This is a genomic window from Diaphorobacter sp. ED-3 (assembly GCF_027625375.1).
Taxonomy (GTDB): domain Bacteria; phylum Pseudomonadota; class Gammaproteobacteria; order Burkholderiales; family Burkholderiaceae_C; genus Diaphorobacter; species Diaphorobacter nitroreducens.
This window is the reverse complement of record NZ_CP115182.1, coordinates 1,583,826-1,603,147: the sequence shown is the minus strand read 5'-3', so window position 1 is coordinate 1,603,147 and position 19,322 is coordinate 1,583,826. Positions and strand designations below refer to the sequence as shown.

The 19,322-nt window shown below is 62.7% G+C and carries 30 protein-coding genes; 26 read left to right on the top strand and 4 right to left on the bottom strand.

Going from position 1 to position 19,322, the window contains the following annotated elements:
* Positions 1-44: 44 nt before the first annotated feature.
* Together PCQ86_RS07935 and PCQ86_RS07930 are read right to left on the bottom strand one after the other, a co-directional pair.
* On the bottom strand, positions 45-473 hold the full coding sequence (locus tag PCQ86_RS07935; protein ID WP_270175186.1) for a hypothetical protein: 429 nt from the start codon (positions 471-473) through the stop codon (positions 45-47).
* Positions 466-702: a hypothetical protein gene (locus PCQ86_RS07930; protein WP_270175185.1), complete on the bottom strand. Its 237-nt coding sequence runs from the start codon at positions 700-702 to the stop codon at positions 466-468. Before PCQ86_RS07930 ends, PCQ86_RS07935 begins: the two co-directional genes overlap by 8 nt.
* A 73-nt stretch (positions 703-775) precedes the next feature.
* Between PCQ86_RS07930 and PCQ86_RS07925 the strand changes: the two genes are divergently transcribed.
* The 4 genes from PCQ86_RS07925 (at position 776) to PCQ86_RS07910 (ending at position 3,247) form a co-directional block, all read left to right on the top strand.
* The gene (locus tag PCQ86_RS07925) at positions 776-1,534 is read left to right on the top strand and encodes a S24 family peptidase (RefSeq protein WP_270175184.1); all 759 of its coding nucleotides are present in this window, start codon (positions 776-778) and stop codon (positions 1,532-1,534) included.
* Positions 1,535-1,543: 9 nt separating this feature from the next.
* On the top strand, positions 1,544-2,044 hold the full coding sequence (locus PCQ86_RS07920) for a hypothetical protein (RefSeq protein ID WP_270175183.1): 501 nt from the start codon (positions 1,544-1,546) through the stop codon (positions 2,042-2,044).
* Between the two features lie 16 nt (positions 2,045-2,060).
* The gene (locus PCQ86_RS07915) at positions 2,061-2,543 is read left to right on the top strand and encodes a thermonuclease family protein (RefSeq protein ID WP_270175182.1); all 483 of its coding nucleotides are present in this window, start codon (positions 2,061-2,063) and stop codon (positions 2,541-2,543) included.
* Between the two features lie 377 nt (positions 2,544-2,920).
* Positions 2,921-3,247, top strand: a complete 327-nt coding sequence (locus PCQ86_RS07910) for a hypothetical protein (RefSeq protein WP_270175181.1) — start codon at positions 2,921-2,923, stop codon at positions 3,245-3,247.
* A 136-nt stretch (positions 3,248-3,383) separates the two neighbouring features.
* Here PCQ86_RS07910 and PCQ86_RS07905 read toward each other — a convergent pair whose 3' ends face one another.
* The gene (locus PCQ86_RS07905) at positions 3,384-4,385 is read right to left on the bottom strand and encodes an IS1595-like element ISCsp2 family transposase (RefSeq protein ID WP_011805635.1); all 1,002 of its coding nucleotides are present in this window, start codon (positions 4,383-4,385) and stop codon (positions 3,384-3,386) included.
* A 55-nt stretch (positions 4,386-4,440) separates the two neighbouring features.
* Here PCQ86_RS07905 and PCQ86_RS07900 point away from each other — a divergent pair, with 55 nt between their 5' ends.
* The 3 genes from PCQ86_RS07900 to PCQ86_RS07890 all read left to right on the top strand — a co-directional run bounded on the left by PCQ86_RS07900 (position 4,441) and on the right by PCQ86_RS07890 (position 5,156).
* Entirely contained in the window at positions 4,441-4,713 is a 273-nt protein-coding gene (locus PCQ86_RS07900) for a hypothetical protein (RefSeq protein ID WP_270175180.1), read from the top strand.
* On the top strand, positions 4,713-4,928 hold the full coding sequence (locus PCQ86_RS07895; protein WP_270175179.1) for a hypothetical protein: 216 nt from the start codon (positions 4,713-4,715) through the stop codon (positions 4,926-4,928). Before PCQ86_RS07900 ends, PCQ86_RS07895 begins: the two co-directional genes overlap by 1 nt.
* Before the next feature lie 105 nt (positions 4,929-5,033).
* Positions 5,034-5,156 carry a YHYH domain-containing protein gene (locus PCQ86_RS07890; protein WP_270175178.1) on the top strand — a complete coding sequence of 41 codons (123 nt, stop codon included), beginning with the start codon at positions 5,034-5,036 and terminating at the stop codon, positions 5,154-5,156.
* Positions 5,157-5,219: 63 nt separating this feature from the next.
* Here PCQ86_RS07890 and PCQ86_RS07885 read toward each other — a convergent pair whose 3' ends face one another.
* Positions 5,220-5,717, bottom strand: coding sequence for a hypothetical protein (locus PCQ86_RS07885; protein ID WP_270175177.1), 498 nt, complete (start codon positions 5,715-5,717; stop codon positions 5,220-5,222).
* Between the two features lie 595 nt (positions 5,718-6,312).
* Between PCQ86_RS07885 and PCQ86_RS07880 the strand changes: the two genes are divergently transcribed.
* The 19 genes from PCQ86_RS07880 to PCQ86_RS07790 all read left to right on the top strand — a co-directional run bounded on the left by PCQ86_RS07880 (position 6,313) and on the right by PCQ86_RS07790 (position 19,148).
* Entirely contained in the window at positions 6,313-6,618 is a 306-nt protein-coding gene (locus PCQ86_RS07880) for a hypothetical protein (RefSeq protein ID WP_270175176.1), read from the top strand.
* 154 nt (positions 6,619-6,772) lie between these two features.
* The gene (locus tag PCQ86_RS07875) at positions 6,773-7,060 is read left to right on the top strand and encodes a hypothetical protein (RefSeq protein WP_270175175.1); all 288 of its coding nucleotides are present in this window, start codon (positions 6,773-6,775) and stop codon (positions 7,058-7,060) included.
* Between the two features lie 339 nt (positions 7,061-7,399).
* Positions 7,400-7,837 (top strand): hypothetical protein, encoded by a 438-nt coding sequence (locus tag PCQ86_RS07870; RefSeq protein WP_270175174.1) that lies wholly within the window; start codon positions 7,400-7,402, stop codon positions 7,835-7,837.
* 124 nt (positions 7,838-7,961) lie between these two features.
* On the top strand, positions 7,962-8,657 hold the full coding sequence (locus PCQ86_RS07865) for a hypothetical protein (RefSeq protein WP_270175173.1): 696 nt from the start codon (positions 7,962-7,964) through the stop codon (positions 8,655-8,657).
* Positions 8,658-8,701: 44 nt separating this feature from the next.
* Positions 8,702-8,890: a hypothetical protein gene (locus PCQ86_RS07860; RefSeq protein WP_270175172.1), complete on the top strand. Its 189-nt coding sequence runs from the start codon at positions 8,702-8,704 to the stop codon at positions 8,888-8,890.
* Positions 8,887-9,093: a hypothetical protein gene (locus PCQ86_RS07855; RefSeq protein WP_270175171.1), complete on the top strand. Its 207-nt coding sequence runs from the start codon at positions 8,887-8,889 to the stop codon at positions 9,091-9,093. Before PCQ86_RS07860 ends, PCQ86_RS07855 begins: the two co-directional genes overlap by 4 nt.
* Positions 9,087-9,326 (top strand): hypothetical protein, encoded by a 240-nt coding sequence (locus PCQ86_RS07850; RefSeq protein WP_270175170.1) that lies wholly within the window; start codon positions 9,087-9,089, stop codon positions 9,324-9,326. The genes PCQ86_RS07855 and PCQ86_RS07850 overlap by 7 nt, the downstream gene beginning before the upstream one ends.
* A 182-nt stretch (positions 9,327-9,508) precedes the next feature.
* Positions 9,509-9,733 (top strand): hypothetical protein, encoded by a 225-nt coding sequence (locus tag PCQ86_RS07845; RefSeq protein ID WP_270175169.1) that lies wholly within the window; start codon positions 9,509-9,511, stop codon positions 9,731-9,733.
* Entirely contained in the window at positions 9,730-10,911 is a 1,182-nt protein-coding gene (locus tag PCQ86_RS07840; protein WP_270175168.1) for a hypothetical protein, read from the top strand. The genes PCQ86_RS07845 and PCQ86_RS07840 overlap by 4 nt, the downstream gene beginning before the upstream one ends.
* 70 nt (positions 10,912-10,981) lie before the next feature.
* On the top strand, positions 10,982-12,772 hold the full coding sequence (locus tag PCQ86_RS07835; protein ID WP_270175167.1) for a YqaJ viral recombinase family protein: 1,791 nt from the start codon (positions 10,982-10,984) through the stop codon (positions 12,770-12,772).
* 56 nt (positions 12,773-12,828) lie between these two features.
* On the top strand, positions 12,829-13,182 hold the full coding sequence (locus PCQ86_RS07830; RefSeq protein ID WP_270175166.1) for a helix-turn-helix domain-containing protein: 354 nt from the start codon (positions 12,829-12,831) through the stop codon (positions 13,180-13,182).
* Between the two features lie 110 nt (positions 13,183-13,292).
* Positions 13,293-13,697, top strand: a complete 405-nt coding sequence (locus tag PCQ86_RS07825) for a hypothetical protein (protein ID WP_270175165.1) — start codon at positions 13,293-13,295, stop codon at positions 13,695-13,697.
* A gap of 68 nt (positions 13,698-13,765) precedes the next feature.
* Entirely contained in the window at positions 13,766-14,206 is a 441-nt protein-coding gene (locus PCQ86_RS07820) for a DUF551 domain-containing protein (RefSeq protein ID WP_270175164.1), read from the top strand.
* Positions 14,207-14,210: 4 nt separating this feature from the next.
* Entirely contained in the window at positions 14,211-14,393 is a 183-nt protein-coding gene (locus PCQ86_RS07815; RefSeq protein WP_270175163.1) for a hypothetical protein, read from the top strand.
* The gene (locus PCQ86_RS07810; protein ID WP_270175162.1) at positions 14,390-14,686 is read left to right on the top strand and encodes a hypothetical protein; all 297 of its coding nucleotides are present in this window, start codon (positions 14,390-14,392) and stop codon (positions 14,684-14,686) included. The genes PCQ86_RS07815 and PCQ86_RS07810 overlap by 4 nt, the downstream gene beginning before the upstream one ends.
* A complete protein-coding gene (locus PCQ86_RS07805) occupies positions 14,683-15,633 on the top strand; it encodes a hypothetical protein (protein WP_270175161.1) in 951 nt (316 codons plus the stop codon). Before PCQ86_RS07810 ends, PCQ86_RS07805 begins: the two co-directional genes overlap by 4 nt.
* A 109-nt stretch (positions 15,634-15,742) precedes the next feature.
* On the top strand, positions 15,743-16,012 hold the full coding sequence (locus PCQ86_RS07800; protein WP_270175160.1) for a hypothetical protein: 270 nt from the start codon (positions 15,743-15,745) through the stop codon (positions 16,010-16,012).
* 62 nt (positions 16,013-16,074) lie between these two features.
* A complete protein-coding gene (locus PCQ86_RS07795; protein WP_270175159.1) occupies positions 16,075-18,012 on the top strand; it encodes a DNA cytosine methyltransferase in 1,938 nt (645 codons plus the stop codon).
* Between the two features lie 68 nt (positions 18,013-18,080).
* Positions 18,081-19,148, top strand: a complete 1,068-nt coding sequence (locus PCQ86_RS07790; RefSeq protein WP_270175158.1) for a phage Gp37/Gp68 family protein — start codon at positions 18,081-18,083, stop codon at positions 19,146-19,148.
* Positions 19,149-19,322: the final 174 nt, after the last annotated feature.

The window sequence follows — 19,322 nt, the reverse complement described above, 5'->3', positions numbered from 1 at the left end:
GTGCCTGTGCGTGCACCGCGGCGGGCGTGATGGGGCGAATTTGGTCAACCATGGTGGCCGCCGAATTCAGTGGCACAAAACGGGCCTATGAGCTTCCCAAGCACGTCGATACGCTTGGCGTCATGGTTGATCTTCTCCACCACCATCTGCTGATAGGTCTTGCCGTGCACCAGCGCGTAAACACAGTCGCGCACCGCGCTCGAGGCGTCGGTGCCCCGCATGGCGCACTGCTGCAGGAACAGCGTGTGGGTGTGCTCATCAATGCGAGCCTTGATCTCGCAATTGAGCTTTCCGAGAGGACCAGCGATGCCCCGGGCGAAAGCGGGCGCTTCATTGGCATGAGCATCGAAATTCGCTTGGACGTGGGAGAGCACGCGCTGGACCTGCCCATCGTCCAATGCGCTGAGGATGTCCAGGATCTTGTGCGCGGCGTCTGCCTCAATGGCAGATAAGTTTGGGAGGTGATCAGCCATGGCTCGCCTCCGCTGTTTTGGCGGGCTCCGCTACCGATGGGAGCGTCGCGGCAACGGTGTCGATGCCCTGGAGCTTGTCCGCGTGCGCGGCCTCCAAATACATCATTCGAGGCCGCGGAATTCCCGACTTCTTCCAGTTGCTCACGCTGGGCATGGAAAGGCCGAACATGCGCGACACGGCAGCAGTACCGCCGAGCGCGTCAATGATTTGAGTGGCTTGGGCATTCATAGCGCCCAAATCTTAGCCTGAGCTAACCGTATACACAAGCCCAGGCTAACTATTTAATTGTTAGGCTGGGCTAATGACTACCTTGCAGAACCGACTTGCCGAGGTTTTTCCAGAGCCGCGTCACCGAGGACTTAAAGCGGAAATCGCAGAGGTCTGCGGGGTTAAGCCTGCAAGCGTGTCAAACTGGTTTGGCAATCCTGAGAAGGTCGCCACGATCAGCAGAGAGAACGCCGAAAAGTTGATCGCGCACTACAAGTTGAAGGTTGCTGCGGCGTGGCTGGCTGAGGGAAAGCCGCCAAAGCAACCCAGCGATATCGGCCCAGGTACGGACACAACATCGGCCCCTGCCCCTCACGCTGCGCCATCTCCTGAAGGCGGCGAGCCCGATCTGGTCATTACCCAGTACGACGAAACCGGCGGCTCCATGGGCCATGGCTTCAACCTCACCGACAACCCGCCTGGCCACATCCGCAGCTGGCGAGTCACCCACGAGTGGCTACGCCTGAATGTGCCCGTGCACACGGGGGTCAAGAACCTCGCCATCGTTACTGGCTTCGGCCCATCGATGAAGCCCATGTTCAACCCGGGCGATCCGCTGCTGGTGGACACCGGAGTGAAGGTGGTGGACCACGAGGGGGTCTACTTTTTCCGGGTGGGCGATGAGGGGTTCATCAAGCTGATACAGCGCGTGCCCGAATTCGATGGACCTGGCGTGCGCTTGCGCGTGATTTCCAAGAACCCGGACTTCCCGCCTTACGACCTGTCACCCAAGAACCCGCACTTCGAGGTGCTGGGAAAGGTGCTGACGGTGTGGCGCAGCGAGCAGTTTTAGGAGCGAGGGATGAAAGACGCAGCCAAACGACTTACCGAAGAAGCGCTTTATGAGCAGGTCGCTTCGGAAATATCCTCTGGCGTCCGGCGTGAAGGGTTATGGGCAAAAGCTCTAGTTCAAGCCCATGGATCACCGGAAATTGCGCGCGCCGCATACATCAAACTCAGGGTGCAATCTCTAATAGATGAGGCGGAGTTGCAGGAGAGCGTTCGCCGAGCGGCAGAGGTGCAGGAACAGAAGCTGAGCCAGCAGCGTGAGCAAGCCGCAATTCAAGCGCGGGTCGATGAAATAGCGAAAGAACAACGTCTTGCGCGCAATTATGAGACGGACAGAATCACGCATGCGGCTGGGAAAGTTGTGTTTACCTTCCTGGCCGTGCTGATGGTTATTGGGCTGTTGAATGTGATGCCTCAGGTTTTCCAAGGCGACATGTTTATGGCTCCGGTCGCTGTTATTTACGGCGTTGTACTTTGGTGGGTGGTACGAAAGCTGCGTCAGGTTCCGCGTTAAATAGCTGCCCAACAACGTGGGACTGCCATCTCTCATCCTCTGCCTCGTCGTCGGCATCAGCGACGGTGACACCCTAACCGCCCGATGCGGCGAGCCTGGCCAGTACGAACAGGTCAAGGTGCGCCTGGCCGGCATTGACGCACCGGAGAGAAAGCAGCCCTACGGGACGCGCGCTCGGCAAGCGCTGGCAGAGCTGACGTTCCAGAAGCAGGCCAAGCTGGACTGCCCCAAGACCGACCGTTACCTGCGCAAGGTGTGCACGGTGTGGGTCGCGCCGACTTCAGTGCCCGATGGCCCACAAACGCTGGATGCCGGGCTGGCCATGGTCGCCCAGGGCATGGCCTGGTGGTATCGGGCCTACTCGCGGGATCAGACGCCTGAGGCGCGAGGGCAGTATGAGTTCGCGGAACAGGAGGCCAGGGCCAAGCGCGTAGGGCTGTGGGCGGATCGAGAGGCGGTCGCGCCGTGGGAGTGGCGGAAGCTTGCTCGCCCCTCTTAATTACCCTTGCATTGTGTGGGGCGGAACTTACGCACAGCGTAGCACTCTGTATATACAATGCATAAATGCGAATGTTCATCTCACCAGCGATGCGCCAGAAGCTCGCAAGGCCTGACCACAGTGTTACCGAGCAAGAAATCCTTCAGTGCTTCGCCAACAGGGATCGAACATTCCTTACCGATAGCAGGCCGGAACACCAAACTCCCGTGCCAACCCAGTGGTTTGTCTCTGAGACCGACTATGGAAGGAGGCTGAAAGTTGTCTTCATTTTGGACCCCCAGTCACAAATCGTAGACATCAAAAGCGCTTACCCTGCTGCGCCTGATGTGGAACGAGTTTATGCCAAGTACTCAAGTTTACTGACCTAGGAGAATCAAATGAATGAAGAAAGCCAGATCGACTATGACAGCGTGGGCGTCAATGAGTCCCATGTCGCCGTCGCTCCGGCCCAGTTGTCGGCGGCATTGGATGACGCGCTAGACCTGCAACCAATCTCCATCCGTCTGCAAAAGGATCTGCTGGAAAACCTCAAGGCGTTGGCAAAACTGAACGGTCTTGGCTATCAGCCACTGATCCGCCAAGTGCTGACACGCTGGGTGGACTGCGAACTGAAAAGTATGCTTCGCGAGAAGGCCTCTAGCGCACGTATTGAAGCGCCGGAAGCAGACAAATCCGCAGAAATGGAGTTACGCAAGGCGGCCTGAGGCATTCACCGTGCTACACAAAAAGCCCGCCCCGCGCGGGCTTTTTTTCGTCCAGGCTCTGGCATCCATGCCAAAATAACTGTACAAAAATAAGGGGTATCTATTTAGCTCCAGCAGCCCCATTGATACTGTGATTTCATCCAGCAATGGTATCCGATTGGCTCTCCCCGGTGTTCTTGCTCACGACATCCCCATACGTCACTGGCGGCGTAACCACCGCTTGCTGCAGCAAGCGGTAAAACAGCATCCCGCGTGAGCTGGATGTGCGCCGGTTGAAACGGAACACGAATTCATCGAGATAGGCGTCCAGGTGGTCTGGCTGTACAGAGCCATGATGTGTTCCCAGCACCCAGCGCTGTACCAGTGAGGCGACCCGGTGCACTCCCGCCATGGAGACATGGGCAGGTACGCCTGAGCCGAGCATGACGGTGCGCTGGTGGGTGTAACCCAGTTCTCCCAGAGCGCGGTATGCCGCCGAACCATCCGTGCGTACCTGGGCTCCAGGCTCGACCACCTCCTGCACAAAGGGGATTACGTGGGTGGCGGCGTCTCGGTCAATGCGGCGTAACCGGATGCGCCCAAACCCCTTGGGCTCCACGATCTCCACCGCCATGACCATCAACACTTTGGTGGTGCTGCTCTTGCGCCCTGCAGGGGTGGCGGGATTCTTGCGATCCGTGATGGACAGGTACGTTTCATCCACCTCCACAAGCCCCTTGAGCTTGTCCCGGCCCGGGCGGACCATGGCACGTCGAAACCGGTGCAGCATGGTCCAGGCGGTCTGGTAGCTCCCCAAACCCAATACGCGCTGCAGCCCCAGGGCGCTCACGCCTTGTTTCTGATTGGTCAGGTACCAAGCTGCAGCCAGCCAGACACGCAGCGGTGTGCGCGTCTTGTCAAAGATGGTTCCAGATGTCACTGTGCCTTGGTACTGGCATGAGCGGCACATCAGGCGGGTGCGGCTGGCGCGGTACACATCGCCAGCGTTGCCGCAACGCGGGCAGACGAAGCCTTGGGGCCACCGAAGCTTCTCCAGGAACGCCTGGCAAGCCTCTTCGGTGGCAAACCAGTCAAGAAATTCGTTCCAGGTGCGGGGGTAGTCCCCTCCAGGAGTTGGCGTTAGCATCTGGGTTTCCATCCAGCTATTCTCACGTCACTGGAGCTAAATAGATACCCCTTACAAAAATACAGTCATGGACGCCAAAGTCACCGTCATCCGCGAAGCAGGCCAGTTGCGCGTGCCCATTGGCATGGCCCGCCGCATGCATGGCTCACTGTTGCTCAAGCATGAGCCGCTCCCAGACGGCCAGAGAACGATTGCAGTCCTGCGCGTTCTTGGCGACGCCAAGCACGTCCTCTACGACCCAAAGGTGACCTACCTCTGCGCTGGCGTCATCAAGTTCATGGGGATGGAGTACGTTGACCGCGCCTGGTACGTTCAAGAGTGGGCTTGCGAAGTCGGCTGATGTTGCGCAACGATCCACCAGACCACCCTACCCTCCTGCGCATGCCGCGCTGGCTCGGGTGGACTGAGGAGCGCATTCTTCCGCTCCCGGCCGACGCCTACCGCATTGACCAGATCGGCCGGGACTGGTTTGCCGTCGTTGAGCTGCCCACCGCCCGGTGCGTGTATTCAGGCATCGGGCCGGTCGAGGTCACTGTGTCCCGCGCACCGTTCTGAGCCGCCTGCGCACAAACCCGTAAGGCAGGCGAAACAAAATTGTTGCAACATGTGTTCTCCAGACAGGCGGCCTGGCTTCTTGCCGCCACTCCAGAGAGGGACACCATGAAAGCCATCATCGCCATCATCGTCACCGTAGCCAGCCTGAGTGCCTTTGCCCACTCCGGCGGAACCAACAGCATGGGCTGCCACAACGACCACCGCACTGGTGGGTACCACTGCCATTGAGTCAAGAGAAACTTCAAGCCAGCCGCCCATGAGGCGGCTTTTTTTCGCCCGCAGGTGGTGGCGCTACCAAATGACATCCGTCTCATTGGCCGGATCGCGTCGCACAATCACATAGTCCGCATCTGGCCGCGCGTAATGCCCATGAACCTTGACCCCACCATCATCAACGGCTTGTTTGCCCTTGGCGGCGTAATCGCAGGCGCCGTCCCTGCGATCGCCGCAGTGTGGCTGAAAGAGCGCTCCGACAGCCGCCGCCACCTGCGTGACCAAGCGCTTCAAATGGCTCTTGAGGGTTGGCGGCTGAGGGCGCAGCACACAGGACAGGTACAGCCACTGGAGCATTGGGTTATCCACGCCAATCTGCTGTGCCAGCTTGCTTCCGAAGATCGCCTGACCCCAAGCCGAATCAAGGTCCGGCTTGAAGAGATTGCGGCCATCGTGGATGTGATGGCCGAGCACTCTTCCAAGCGAATGCGGGACGACTGACGCCTCGCCGTTCTCTTCGACAGCGCCACAACCCGCCATGAGCGGGTTTTCTTTTGTCTGCGTGATGGCGGGCATGGGGGGAGTGTAGCCAAATTTGTTAGCCTAGGCTATTGACTTAAAATTAGCTTGGGCTAACAATATCTCCAACGCGCAACCAACGCACACCACCCAACCCTGAGCGACACGCAGGGCCCAGCCAGACAGGAAGCAAAAGGCGGGATGGGGTCAGTGACCAGTGCAGCGCGGTGGGGTCGGATCGGCGGCACCTGGCGGCTCATTCACAACGTGCATGCCCATGTTGCTGCGCCACCTGAGGCGCTTCGTCGGGCACAAGAGCACCAGCGGGCACGGGCCGCCGAGGTGCGCCGCCACTCCGGGCGGTCTCCAGTCCGCCAAAGCGCGGTACACGGGGCAGGGAAGGGACTGCTGCTATCAATTGTGTAGCGTAGGCGGGAGGCAATGACAGCGCGGGCGCCAGCCCGGCCCGAGCCAACAAATGAAACACCGCCCTCTTGATAGATGCCACGGCAGGAGGATGACACCACGGAGCGAATACACGGTGCTGCATGTTGATGCAGCGACACGGCTACCAGATGCCGACCGGCCTTCGCAAGAGGGCCGAAACCAGAGCCTTGCGTGCAGGGCTGTGGTTTTCAACAGGAGAACGACAATGCACTACATAAACCCGCGTCAGGCCAGCACGGAAGCCGCCTCCCCGATCCGCGAGCGCTCCTACGAGGCGGAATCCTCACGCCTCTCAGAGAGCCTGGGCCGCCTACACCACGAGCTGCAGGCGCTTGAGAGCGACTTGGCACCAGCGCTGGAGCCTGCGCCAGGAATTGACGCAGCTTCTGAGGGGGCGCGGATCAGTGCGCCAATGGCACCGCTCGTGGAAATGCTCGAAACCTACGCAGCCATGGCGAACTCGATGGCGGTGCGCGTGTCCGAGCTTCGCTCGCGGCTGTGCTTCAGCTGACCTATTGCCACACACAGGAGAGAGACATGGCAACACACACACTGGTCGTGGAGTTCGACGGCGACGGGCCAACCTACGCAGCCGGAGACACCGCGCCGCAATAGCCAAGGCCACCCAGTAACCCAACCGCCCTGCACGGGGCAAAGGACTCGTGATGCTATGCATTGACGGCAAAGAATCAATCTGGTGGGTCGTCGGCCTGAAGGGCGGCTCCATCACTTTCGATAGTGAACTGCACACGTTTCGCCACCACGCTGAACGGAAGATCAAGGAAATCCGCAATGAGGCCCCTGACATCAACGCGAAGCTGGAGCCCGTCGCCGTCAAGGTGTGCATATCGCCATGCAGCGAAAACGAGGCTAAGGAATTCCACGCAGAGCAGCAAGAGTTCCTGGCGCAACGCAGGAATGGCCGCTCCGACCTTTCCAGGGCCACCCAGTAACCCCCACCCCCCGGCAGTGCCGGGGCCATCAAGCGAGCACGCACCAAAACGATGCCGGAAACCGTCTGCAGCGGCGAAAAGGCGGGCTGAGTAGGGGTGCTCCCTTGATGGTGAAGGCGAAAGCCTGACGGAGTTCCTGCTCAAGCGAGCCTAGTGCTCCTGACCGATACGGCAACGATATGCCAGCGGGCGTGGCCATGTAGTGCGGCAGGCACCATCAACCAATACGGGCGAACGCGACCTTTTCCAACCTCGGGATGGGTGCGAAATCTCATCGTCAGTAGCCCACCATTCATCACCGCCTGGCTTCGGCCGGGCTTTTCTCTTTCAGGAGCAGCGATGCAAACCCATGACTTCTTCACGCGGATCGTTGCCTTGAACTGCATGGGGCCGAACATGGAAACAGGCTCTGGAGAGAGAAATGCAGAGCCTCCCAAGAAGGTCTATATCTGCGGGATCTGTGACTCCGCGCATGACAGCCACTACAAGGCTGAAAACTGCTGCCCGACGGAGATTTACACAGAGTACGAATGCCAAGTCTGCCGCGTCTCGTATGGCGCACTCAAAGATGCCGAGGCGTGCTGCACAGGCAAATCCGTGATCCAGCCGAAGCAGTGCCCGGTTTGCATGGGCGGCGCGGATAGCTACCAGGATGCGGCCGACTGCTGCCTGCACACCCACCCGACCATGACTGCGCTGGGGCGCGAGCGCGTTGCCAATGACGTTGAGCGCGGAACGTCATGGCCGGATGCGATCCGGGCTCACGCTTTCCACTGATTTCCACCGCCGCCGGGGCGCGCAACTCCCCTCTCTCCTCCCCTTCCCCCTCCACGCCCGAAAGGCAGGCGGTTTTTCTTCACCTACGGCCCACCAGTGAGCGGGCTTTTTCTTTGGAGCACCTATGGCCCGCAATCAATCGTGCACCGAGGAGCGATTCCTCAAAGACGCGGCACGGCACCAGATGGAAGTGCTGCGCGATGAAGGGGTGAATCGCCATCTTCGGTTCAAGAACCCAGAGTCAAGCGCCTACTGGTTCGACATCATCACTTGGCCCGGGACTCTGTGCATTGACGGCGACATGGGCACGTTCGTGTTCCGCCGCCTGCACGACATGTTTGTGTTCTTCCGCACAGATCAGGAGCACTACGACAGAACGGGCCGCGCAGACAAGTTGGCGATCAACCCCAGCTACTGGGACGAGAAGCTGCGTGCACCGGCACCACGCGACGCCCAGGAGTTCTGCGCTGACAGCTTCCGCCAGCATGTGCAAGAGGCATTCGACAGTTGGAAACAGAGCAATCAACCCGACGACGACGAATGGACCACCGATGCCGACCGCAGCCAGTTTGAAGAGCAGCGGGATGCGCTCTGGGCCGCGCTGAAAGATGAGGTGCTCGCACTTGCCGATGACGGTTCGATTCGCGCCTACGACGCGGCCCGCGACTTCCATTGTGATGAAGTGCCGGGTTTCAACCTGGAGGACTGCTGGGAGTGGGACTGCCGCGTCTTCAAGTTCGATTTCCTGTGGAACTGCTACGCCATCGCGTGGGGCATCAAGGCCTACGACAAGGCGAAGCAGCCAGCAGCAACCACCTAACCCCACAGCCCGCCTAGCGGGCTTTTTTATGCCTGGAGGCTTCCATGAAAGACATCAACCCCGTCATCGCCGGGGTGCTGTGCAGCCACTTCCCAGCGCTCGCACGGCAGCCCGATAGCAACGCAGACGCACCCGAGCGCGCTCGGGTGTACGCCGAGGCCGAGGCCCGCGAACGCCAGCGCGAAGCCCATGCGCTGGATCTGCAACTGCGGCACCAGCGAGGCTCGCAATGAACGTCGCCGCCATCAGCGAACAACAGCAGGCGCGCATCCGGCGCGAGAACGAGAACGCAACCCTGGCAGACCTGCTGCGCTGGCTCAACGACCAGGGCGTGGGGTTCATCGAACTGAAAAACGGGGGCGGCATCGACGTGGCGAACGCGGGCGGCCTGATTCAAGCACTCATCGAAGCACGAGAGGACCAGCGCAAATGCTGAAAGCCGACACCTTCATCATTCTGGCCGTGATCCTCGCGGCCTTTTTTTATGCCGCGCACAGCGACGCGGAAGCCACAGCCGCACAGCAGGACGCCGAGGCCATGACCAGCCGCGAGTGGGCGGGCCAGCAGGTATGCGGGCCGCACCGCACTGCGGTGTGGGAGGACGACAAAACGCTGACGTGCCTGCGCACCCTGGACCAACCCACGCATGTATCCGGAGGCCGGCAATGACACGCCTGCGCGAATTCCTCCAGCTCTACCGCATCTACCGCCAGTGCCATGGCCGCCTCGCGGCCGCGCGCTACGCCTGGATCGTCTCGGGAGGCTGACATGCGCACTGCAGCAGCAATCGCAATCTGGTTCGGCTGCATCGCCATGTGCACGGCGCTGGCGGCCCTACAGATCTACCACCCATGACGCGCCGCACACAGGCCCCGGGCGAATGCCTCAAGCCCACCCTGGAGCGCAAGCACGCGCTGCAGGCCGCGCGCCGGCTGCGCAACCGCGACAAGTCCGTGCAGGCCTACCGCTGCGAAGCCTGCGGCGGCTGGCATGTCGGAACCAGCGGAACGCAGCGCAAGGCGCGCCGTATCCGCACCCTTTACACCAACCACACACCACACCTGGAGCGAGCATGAACCACGCCCTTACCACCACCGAGAACACCGCCGTCGCCATCACTATGGGCTTTGGCGACCTGGCCAGTTTCGAGTTCCTGCAGCGCACCGCCAAAGCCTTTTCCAGCAGCACGATGGTGCCCACCGCTTACCAGGCGATGGTGACGAAAGGCTACGGCGACCGCGCCACCGTAGAGCCCAACCCGGCCGCCCTGTCCAACTGCATGATCGCGTTGGACATGGCGACGCGCATGAACGCCAACCCGCTGATGATCATGCAGAACCTGCACATCATCGAAGGCCGCCCGAGCTGGTCCAGCCAATTCATCATTGCCGCCATCAACAACTGCGGCAAGTTCAGCCCCCTGCGCTTCGACCTGCAGTGGCTTGATGAAATCGACGCGACCTATTCGACCTTCGAATGGGAAGACCGCAGGAAGGTCGAGAAGAAACACAAGGTCCGCATCAAGAACGCGCGCTGCGTGGCCTGGGCCATCGAGAAAGCCACCGGCGAGCGGTTGGAGTCGGCCCCGGTGACGATGGAAATGGCCGTCAACGAAGGTTGGTTCGGCAAGAACGGCAGCAAGTGGAAAAGCATGCCGGACCTGATGATGCGCTACCGCAGCGCCGCCTTCTTCGGCCGGATCTACGCCCCTGAGTTGCTGATGGGCCTGCCAACGGCCGAGGAAGTGCACGACGTTTTTAGCGTGGACAGCGACGGCGCCGTGACTGATGCCGGCAAGCGCGCCGTTCCGCCTGCAACCGGCAACATCGATCCGACCACCGGCGAGGTCCGCACCGCTGAACTGCCGCCCTACGCGCAGGAGCAGTTTGACAAGCTGCTGCCATCCTGGCGCGCCGCCATCGCTGCCGGCAAAACCACGGCCAAAGCGGTGATCGCCAAAGCCAAGACCAAGGGCACGCTGACGCAGGAGCAGGAGGCCGCCATTCGCGCGCCCATCGAGCAGCCAGCACCGCAACCCATGCAGCAGCAGGCCGAAGCCGTGACCGATGTGCAGCCCAAAGGTGAGCCGCAGGTGATGCTTGAAAAGACCGTGGGAGACCAGCTGCAGGCCGCGGCGACGCTGGACGCGCTGTATGAGGCTGCCGACCTGATTGGAGAAGTGCCCGACCCAGAGCAGCGCGCAGCACTCACGGCCGTGTTTGAAGAACGCCAGTTCGCGCTGGAATCGGCCTAAACCACTATCAATTTAATAGCTGCTCGCGCTTATCGGCAAAGCGCTGGCAGCGAATTTAGAAGGAATTCTCATGATTACCCACAACCTCGTCCAAGGGACTTCCGAGTGGCACGCCTACCGCGCAGCCCACGACAACGCCAGCGATGCGCCCGCCATGATGGGCGTGAGCAGCTACAAGACCCGCGACCAGCTGATTGCCGAGCGCGCCACGGGCATCGTGCCCGATGTGGACGCCGCCACGCAGCGCCTGTTTGACAGTGGCCACCGCTTTGAGGCCCTGGCCCGCCCGCTGGCCGAAAAAATCATCGGTGAGGATTTGTACCCCTGCACCGGTTCGCAGGAAGGATCGCGCTTGTCGGCCAGCTTTGACGGGCTGACCATGTTGGAGGACGTGGCCTTTGAGCACAAGCGCATGAACAGCCGGTTGCGCGATGTCCTGTCAACCCCCGGCTGCACTGGCGCTGACCTGCCGATGGAATACCAGATCCAGATGGAACAGCAATGCGCCGTGTCGGGCTGTGAGCGGGTGCTTTTCATGGCCAGCGACTGGGACGACCAGGACCAGCTGATCGAAGAAATGCACTGCTGGTACACACCGAACCTGGAGCTGCGCGCCCAGATCATTGCCGGGTGGGAGCAGTTCCACAAGGATGTAGCGGCCTACGTTGCTCCCGAGGCCAAGCCCGCGCCCGTGGTAGGCAAGACCCCCGACAACCTGCCCGCGCTGCTGATCCAGGTGACCGGCGCTGTGACGGCCAGCAACCTGCCAGAGTTCAAGGCCCGCGCGCTGGAGGTGTTCAAGGGCATCAACCGCACCCTGACCACCGACCAGGACTTTGCGACGGCTGAGAGCACAGTGAAGTGGTGCGCCGATGTGGAAAGCCGCCTGGCTGCAGCCAAGGAGCACGCCCTCAGTCAAACGGCCACCATTGACGAGCTGTTCCGCACCATTGACGACATCAGCGCCGAGGCCCGCCGCACGCGGCTGGAGCTGGACAAGCTGGTGAAGGCCCGCAAGGAAGAAATTCGGGGCGAAATCGTGGCCGGTGGCATCGCGGCGCTGCGCGAGCACATCGCCCAGCTGAACGCGGCCATGCCCGCACCGTACATGCCCCAGGTGCCCGCCGACTTCGCCGGGGCAATCAAGGGGAAACGAACGGTCGAAAGCCTGCGCGGCGCAGTGAACGACGAGCTGGCCCGAGCCAAGATCGAGGCCAGCAACATCGCCACCCGCATCCATGCCAACGTCAAGACGCTGAAGGCCAGTGGCCTGGTGGTGCCCGATGCTGCCACCCTGGTGCTGAAAGCGCCCGACGACCTGGCCGCCACCATCGCTACCCGCAAGGCGGCCGAGCAGCAGCGCCTGGAAGCCGAGCGCGAGCGCATCCGCCAGGAAGAAGCAGCACGCGCAGACCGCGAAGCACGGGCGAAGCTGGAAGCCGAGCAGCGCGCCGCCCAGGCCGAGATTGCCCAGGCCGCCCAAACCGGCATGCTGGCCGCGCCCGTGGCGGCAGACCTGGGGACGCTGGTGCAGGAGAAGCACGCCGAAGCCGTGGCCGGGCTGGATGCCCAGCAGGTGATTGGCACGGCGCAGCGCGCGGCAGCAGCAGGCCCGGCAGTGGTTCCGCTGCGCACCGCTGCACCAGCAGAGCGCACAGGCACGCCGACGCTCAAGCTGGGCACGATCAACGAGCGACTTGGCGGTGTGCTCACCATCAGCGCGGACGGCCTGCGCAGCCTTGGCTTTGAGATCGTGGCCCGTGAACGCGGGGCATGCCTGTACCACGAGGCAGATTTCCCCCTGATGCTGGCCGCGCTGGTGCGGCACATCGAGGGGGTGCAGGCGAAAGCGGCAGCCTGACCGGCCAGCAACCCAACCCAAGCCCTCTACGCGAGGGCTTTTTTATTACCCACCCCATGACAAATGGACACGCCACCCCGCCCGAGGTCATCGAGCAAATCAGAGAACTGGCAGAGCAAGGGCTTGGCATGAGCGCCATCGCCCGAAAGCTGGAAAGGCCCAAGTCAACAGTACACCGCGTCATCACCGTAGTGCTGAAACGCAAGTCGTCAGCACCCGCAAAACCGGCCAGCGTGTCGATGGTCAACCGCAAGCAAAAGGGGTTGACGCTGAAAGCCGATGCGCCCGTGGACGCCAGCCAGGCCGCCGTCACACGCATTGAACTACCCACAGATTACGGGCGGTTTTGCAATGCAGCCCAGCGTGAGCCCTACGTGCCGCGCGAATTGAGCTACCGGGGGCGGGCATGAGGGGACCGTTTGCATCCCCGCCTTCTGCGCGTGAACTTCGCCGCGCTGCCGCCCGCACCAAGCCACGAACCGTTCACAAGAGCCGCCGCGCCAGCAGCCTGATCGAGGGCGTGGTGTTCAAGATGCGTATTGCCAAAGACGTGGCCAGGCTGCGAACCGGGGCAGGCCTGCACGCTTTCATGGGGGCCGATGCCGCTGCGCTGTGCAACCTAACGGGGCGGCTGATCTACATCACCGCGTTCGCCGTGGGCAGGCAGTGGGGCGCAACCGACCGCCCTGATGCCCGAATCCTTCTTGGCGCTGCCAGTGCCCTTGGCGACCTGATGGAGCACCCAGGCGACCTGGAGCGCCACCGGGGCGCGATTCAGTCAGGGCTTGGCGCGATTGACCGGCTGATGCCCGAGCTTTCCGAGTGGGCGCTGGCCGAGGGCGCATTGCGGCTTGAGCAGCTCTTACAGTCCTCTGATGGGCTGACCACGGGTCATGTGCGCGCTGCGCTGCAAATGGCAGCGTAGCACTATCAAAAACATAGCTGCTGGCGCTTGCTGAATAAGCGCTGGCGGCGTTTTACCTGGAATTACCCATGACAGACAACACACAACCAGAAGCGCGCGAGTTCACCATGAGCCAGTACGCCAGCAAGGACGACATGATCGGCGCCATGCGCAAGCGCATTGCAGAGCTTGAGTCTGAACTGGAAGCCATCGGCGCAGGCGGGGTGAGCGGCCCGCTGATGGGCATCGCCGCCCCACCTACAGCACAAGCGGAAGGGTGGGTGAGCGTGGAGGAGCGGCTGCCCGCAAAGAACACAGAAGTTTTAATTTGCTTCGCGGAGTCCCCGCTGCCGTCAACAGGCCAATACACAGGGCACGCCGCAGACCCTGCCGGATGGTGCTACCCAAAGGAATCGTATCTTTGGCCGGGTGAAAGCGAAAAACTACCTGACGGCGGCGCTCCCACGGTAACGCACTGGATGCCCCTGCCGCTACCTCCCACATCAGCCGAGGGGGTGGAGCATGGTTGACCGAGTGCGCAACCTGCCCATCGGCGCGCATTTCATTCTCAAGCGCACTGGCGACCGGTACGAGCTGCTGGGCCACAAGCGCGACACGCCGGGCGGAACGCAATACGTCGTGCGGCGCTCAGGGTTCGCCAAGCCCACAACGTTGCATCACTCCTGCCACGTTGAAATCATCAAGGACACCCCATGACGAACACCACCACACACGGGCAAGTCCCCGCCCTCCATCAGTACACGTCCGATCTTGCGTCCAAGTGTCAGGGCGTGGCTCGGTGCATCTCCTACAACGCCAGCGCCCATGAGGCTCAGGCAAAGCACACCCTGCTGGAAGCCAGCCATGCGCTTGATGCCCACTCGATCCGCGTCCACCGCAAGCGAGATGGCCTGCTCATGGTCAACGCTCGCGGCAAGTCCCGCTTTATGACCCTGCGAGAGCGCATCGCCTACTGGCTGCTCGGAAACACCACGGATATTCGCCCATGACCACCACCCCACACGGGCAAGTGCCCGAGGCGCTGCAGCCAGACACCGCCCTTCTGGTGGCGCGCAATTGCAGGGAAACAGGAAGCGATCCGTCGTGCCAATTCTTCGCGCGCGTGCAACTCATGGATGCCGCCTATGTGCTGGAGCGCCTGCACGCTGAGAACGCCACGCTCCAGTCCGGCTACGACGCAGCGCGGCTGGAGATTGAGAGCCTGAATGAGCGCATCGCCATGCTGGTGCGTCAGCGTGATGCGGCACAGGCAGCACCTGCCGCTGTGGCGGTGCCGAGCGATGCTGTCGCATACATCGACATTGGAGCAGGGGGCTACTTAGACCTCGGGTCGGATTTGTCCGACGAAGCCCTGAGGAAACTGCCCAAAGGAAGGCACATGCTTGCGATTGTTGGCACCTACGGCGTGGATGGGTATGCGCCTGTAGCCGCGCCCACTACCCAGCCTGAGCAAGTAGCGCAGGGGGATGCGCTGAACAATACAGTGCGTGTTCCGCTGGACAGCCTGCATGCCGATGCGGCTTACCTCATCGGTCGCCTGCAGCTCGACACCATGGACGGAGCCCGCGTTGTCGAAATCATCCGCGAGCGCATCGAAGCAGCCAAGGCCGCCCTCGCCGCCCAGGCTCAGGAAGCAGCGCCAGTAGCGCAGGAGCCTGTGGCGTGGCAAGGCGTACACGATCAGACCGATCTTTACTACACCAAGCCTCTACAAGCTGATGTGCGACCGCTCTGCGCAGCACCCCAGCCAGCGCCAGTAGCGCAGGGGGGTGTGCTGACCGAGATCGTCGGCTGCCTCGACGCGGCAAACGTGGAGGGCCTTGACGATGCCCTGGTCAACAACACCGACGCGCGCCTTGCCAACCTGGTGCAACGCAGGCTGCTGCCAGCCTTCTACGTTGCCATTGCCGCCCAGGCCAGGGAAGGAGGAAAGTAATGGTCGAAATCGCTATCACCTTCGCCCTGCTCGCTATTGCAAGCGCCGTCAGGGACGCCGGTGTCCGAATCTCCGACGCCATTGCCCAGGCCAAGGAAGGAGGTGCGTGATGGCGAGCATCAACACCACCGAAGTGCGCGAGTTCAGCCCGCGCGTCGAGGTCATCACGGCCCACATCGAAACCAGCCTGCAGACGGGGGAGCGCTTCTGCGGCCCGCTCGTCACCGGCTTCTACCCGCCAGGCGACGAAGGAGAAGACCCCGAACTGTGGATTGAGTGGGAGGGCAACCGCATCCACTTCAACGCCTCCGCGATCCCGGCGCTATTCAAGCAGGTGCGGCGCGCCGCGAAGCTGGCGCAGGAGCACGGCCGCGACTGAGCCCCACCGACACCAACCAACCAGCCCCGCACTCGCGGGGCTTTTTCATTTCTGGAGCCCGAATGCTTACCCCCCAGTTCATCCTTCCACTGGCAGCCAAGCTGGTGATCGACCTGTTTGCCGGCGGTGGCGGCGCAAGCACAGGCATCGAGCAGGCCATTGGCCGGCATGTGGACGTGGCGATCAACCACGACGCCGATGCCATCGGCATGCACGAGATCAACCACCCACAGACGCGCCACTACCGCGCCGACGTGTGGGAGGTGGACCCGCTGATGGTCACACGCGGCATGCAAGTCGGCCTGCTGCACGCCTCGCCGGACTGCACGCATCACAGCCAGGCCCTGGGCGGCCAACCGCGCAGCCAGGAGATCCGCTCGCTGGCCTGGGTGGTGCACCGCTGGGCAGGCAAGACGAAACCCGATGTCATCACGCTGGAGAACGTCGAGCAGATGCTGCAGTGGTCCCCGCTGGTGGCGAAGCGCGATCCGGCCACCGGCCGCGTCATCACGCTGGACAAAGTGACCGACCCGGCCACCGGCAAGGTTACCTATCGCGTGGCCGACCCAGGCGAAGTTGTACCGCGGAACAACCAGTTCCTGGTGCCTTGCAAGAAGCGCATGGGCCACAACTGGCGCCGGTTCGTGGATGGCCTGCGCGCCATGGGCTACAAGGTCGAGTGGCGCGTGATCTGCAATGCGGACCTGGGCGCGCATAGCACGCGCACCCGCCTCTACATGGTGGCCCGCTGCGACGGCCTGCCGATCACCTGGCCGAAGCAGACCCACGCGAAGAAGCCGAAGGCTGGGCAGCAGCGCCACCGGCCCGCCGCCGACTGCATTGACTGGAGCATCCAGGGCGCCAGCATTTTCGGCCGCAAGAAGGAGCTGGCCGAAGCCACGAAGCGCCGCATCGCCCACGGCATGCGCAAGTTCGTGCTGGACAGCCCCGAGCCGTTCATCGTCAACAACATGGCGAACAACGTCCCGCGGCCGGTGTCCGAGGCGATCCCGCCCGTGCTCACCGGCGGACACAAGATGCTGCTGACGCCGGCCCTGGTGCCCGTCACCCACACCCGCGACACGGCGTTCGATGTGGCGGACCCGCTGCGCACCATCACGACCGCCAAGGGCGGCGAGACGGCGATGATGGCAGCGCACCTGGTGCAGATGGGCTACGGCGAGCGCCCCGGGCAGCAGCCGCGCGCCCTCGATCCGCGCGCCGCGCTGGGAACCATCACCGCCGGCGGGCAGAAGTTCGCGGCCGCAGGCGCCTACCTCGTCCAGGCCGGCCACGGCGAGGGCAAGAGCGGCGGGAAGCGCTGGAGCCACGGCGCCAACGACATCACCGGGCCGCTGGGCACGGTGACGGCCAGCGGTGGCGGCCAGAGCTTGGCGGCGGCGTACATGGTGCAGGCGAACGGCGGGCACAACACGGTGCACGCGCGCGACCTGCGGGATGGTGTGTCCACGGTCACGACCTCGGGCAGTCAGCAGCAGCTTGCCGCTGCCCACCTGGTCACGCTGCGCCGCAACTGCAACGGCCGCGGGATGGATGAGCCAGTGCCCACCCTGACGGCCGGCGCCGAGCATCACGCCCTGGTCGAGTACCAGTTGAGCAAGGAGCATGAGGAAGGGGCGCTGCGCTGCGCGGCGTTCCTGATGCGGTACCACGCCAACGGCGGCCAGTGGGCAGACCTGCGCGATCCGATGACCACCATCACGACGCACGACCGACTGGCGCTGGTGACCGTGTGGCTCAAGGGTGAGCCATGGGTGATCGTGGACATCACGCTGCGCATGCTGGTGCCGCGCGAGCTCTACAACGCCCAGGACTTCCCGGCCTCCTACGTGATCGACCGCACCGCCAGCGGGAAGGCGCTCACGAAGACCGCCCAGGTGCGCATGGCTGGCAACAGCGTGAGCCCGTTGCCTATGCGGTTGATCGTCGCGGCCAATTACTCCGAAGCGGCCAACAGCGCATTGCGCATGGCTGCATAGCGCTACACAAAACATAGCTGCTAGCGCTTTACCAACAGGCGCTGGCAGTGATTTTTATTGGAACAATCATGGCTGAAAACACCAAAATCGAATGGACAGATCACACATTCAATCCATGGGAAGGGTGCCAGAAAGTAGGCCCCGGATGCGACCATTGCTATGCCGAGACACGCAACGCGCGCTTTGCTGGTGGCACGGCGGCGAACTGGGGCCCCGGCGCACCGCGCCGCCGCACCAGCACCAGCAACTGGAACAAGCCCAAGGCCTGGAACGCCAACGCTGAGGCCTTCATGGCCGTGCACGGCCGCCGCCAGCGCGTGTTCTGCGCCAGCCTGGCCGACGTGTTTGACAACGCGGTGGATCCGCAGTGGCGCGCCGACCTGTTCGAACTGATCCGGGCTACGCCCAATCTTGACTGGCTGCTGCTGACCAAGCGCATCGGCAATGCCGCGGCGATGATCCAGACCGCGCTGGCCAACATGGATATCGGCTACTCGGTGCCCTTTGCGGCCTGGCCGTGGCCCAACGTGTGGATCGGCGCCACCATCGTGAACCAGGAGGAAGCAGACCGCGACATTCCGAAGCTGCTGGCCGTGCCCGCCGCGAAGCGGTTTCTGAGCATGGAGCCGCTACTGGAGCCGGTGTCGTTGCGCTGGCTGTCCGCCTGGCCAGAAAACGCACCAGCCACCGCCCAAAGTCCGACAGGCAGCACCAACCACCTCGACGGCCTGCGTCGCCTAGATTGGGTCATCGTCGGCGGCGAGAGCGGCCCCGGCGCGCGCCCCATGCATCCCGATTGGGCACGCTCGCTGCGGGATCAGTGCAATGCTGCCGGCGTGCCGTTCCTGTTCAAGCAGTGGGGCGAGTGGCTGCCCGGAGAGAACGAGCCACACCCGGATGTAAAGGAACGCGATGGATCGCCGCGTCGAGTGGCTCACCATCAAGATGGTCGCTGGGGCACCAGCACCACGAAGATCACGGATACCAACTACGTCACCTGGGACGCGGAAGGAACTATGAGGCCCGGCAAGGTGGACTATCGCTGGCGCGTGATGTCCTGGGCTGAGAAAGTAGGCAAGAAGGCCGCAGGCCGCCTACTGGATGGGCGCACTTGGGACGGATTCCCCGCCCCATGACCACCGCCACCGACTGGCAGGCCGCCGACAAGGCCTACCAGCACCACCACTCCGGCTGTGCGCAGTGCCGCGCGGCCGGAACCAACCCCGCCCTGCTGCGCTGCCCAGTTGGGGCAGAGCTGTGGGCAACCTATCAAGCCGCGGGCATGCCCCCGCATTTCACCTGGCTGAAAC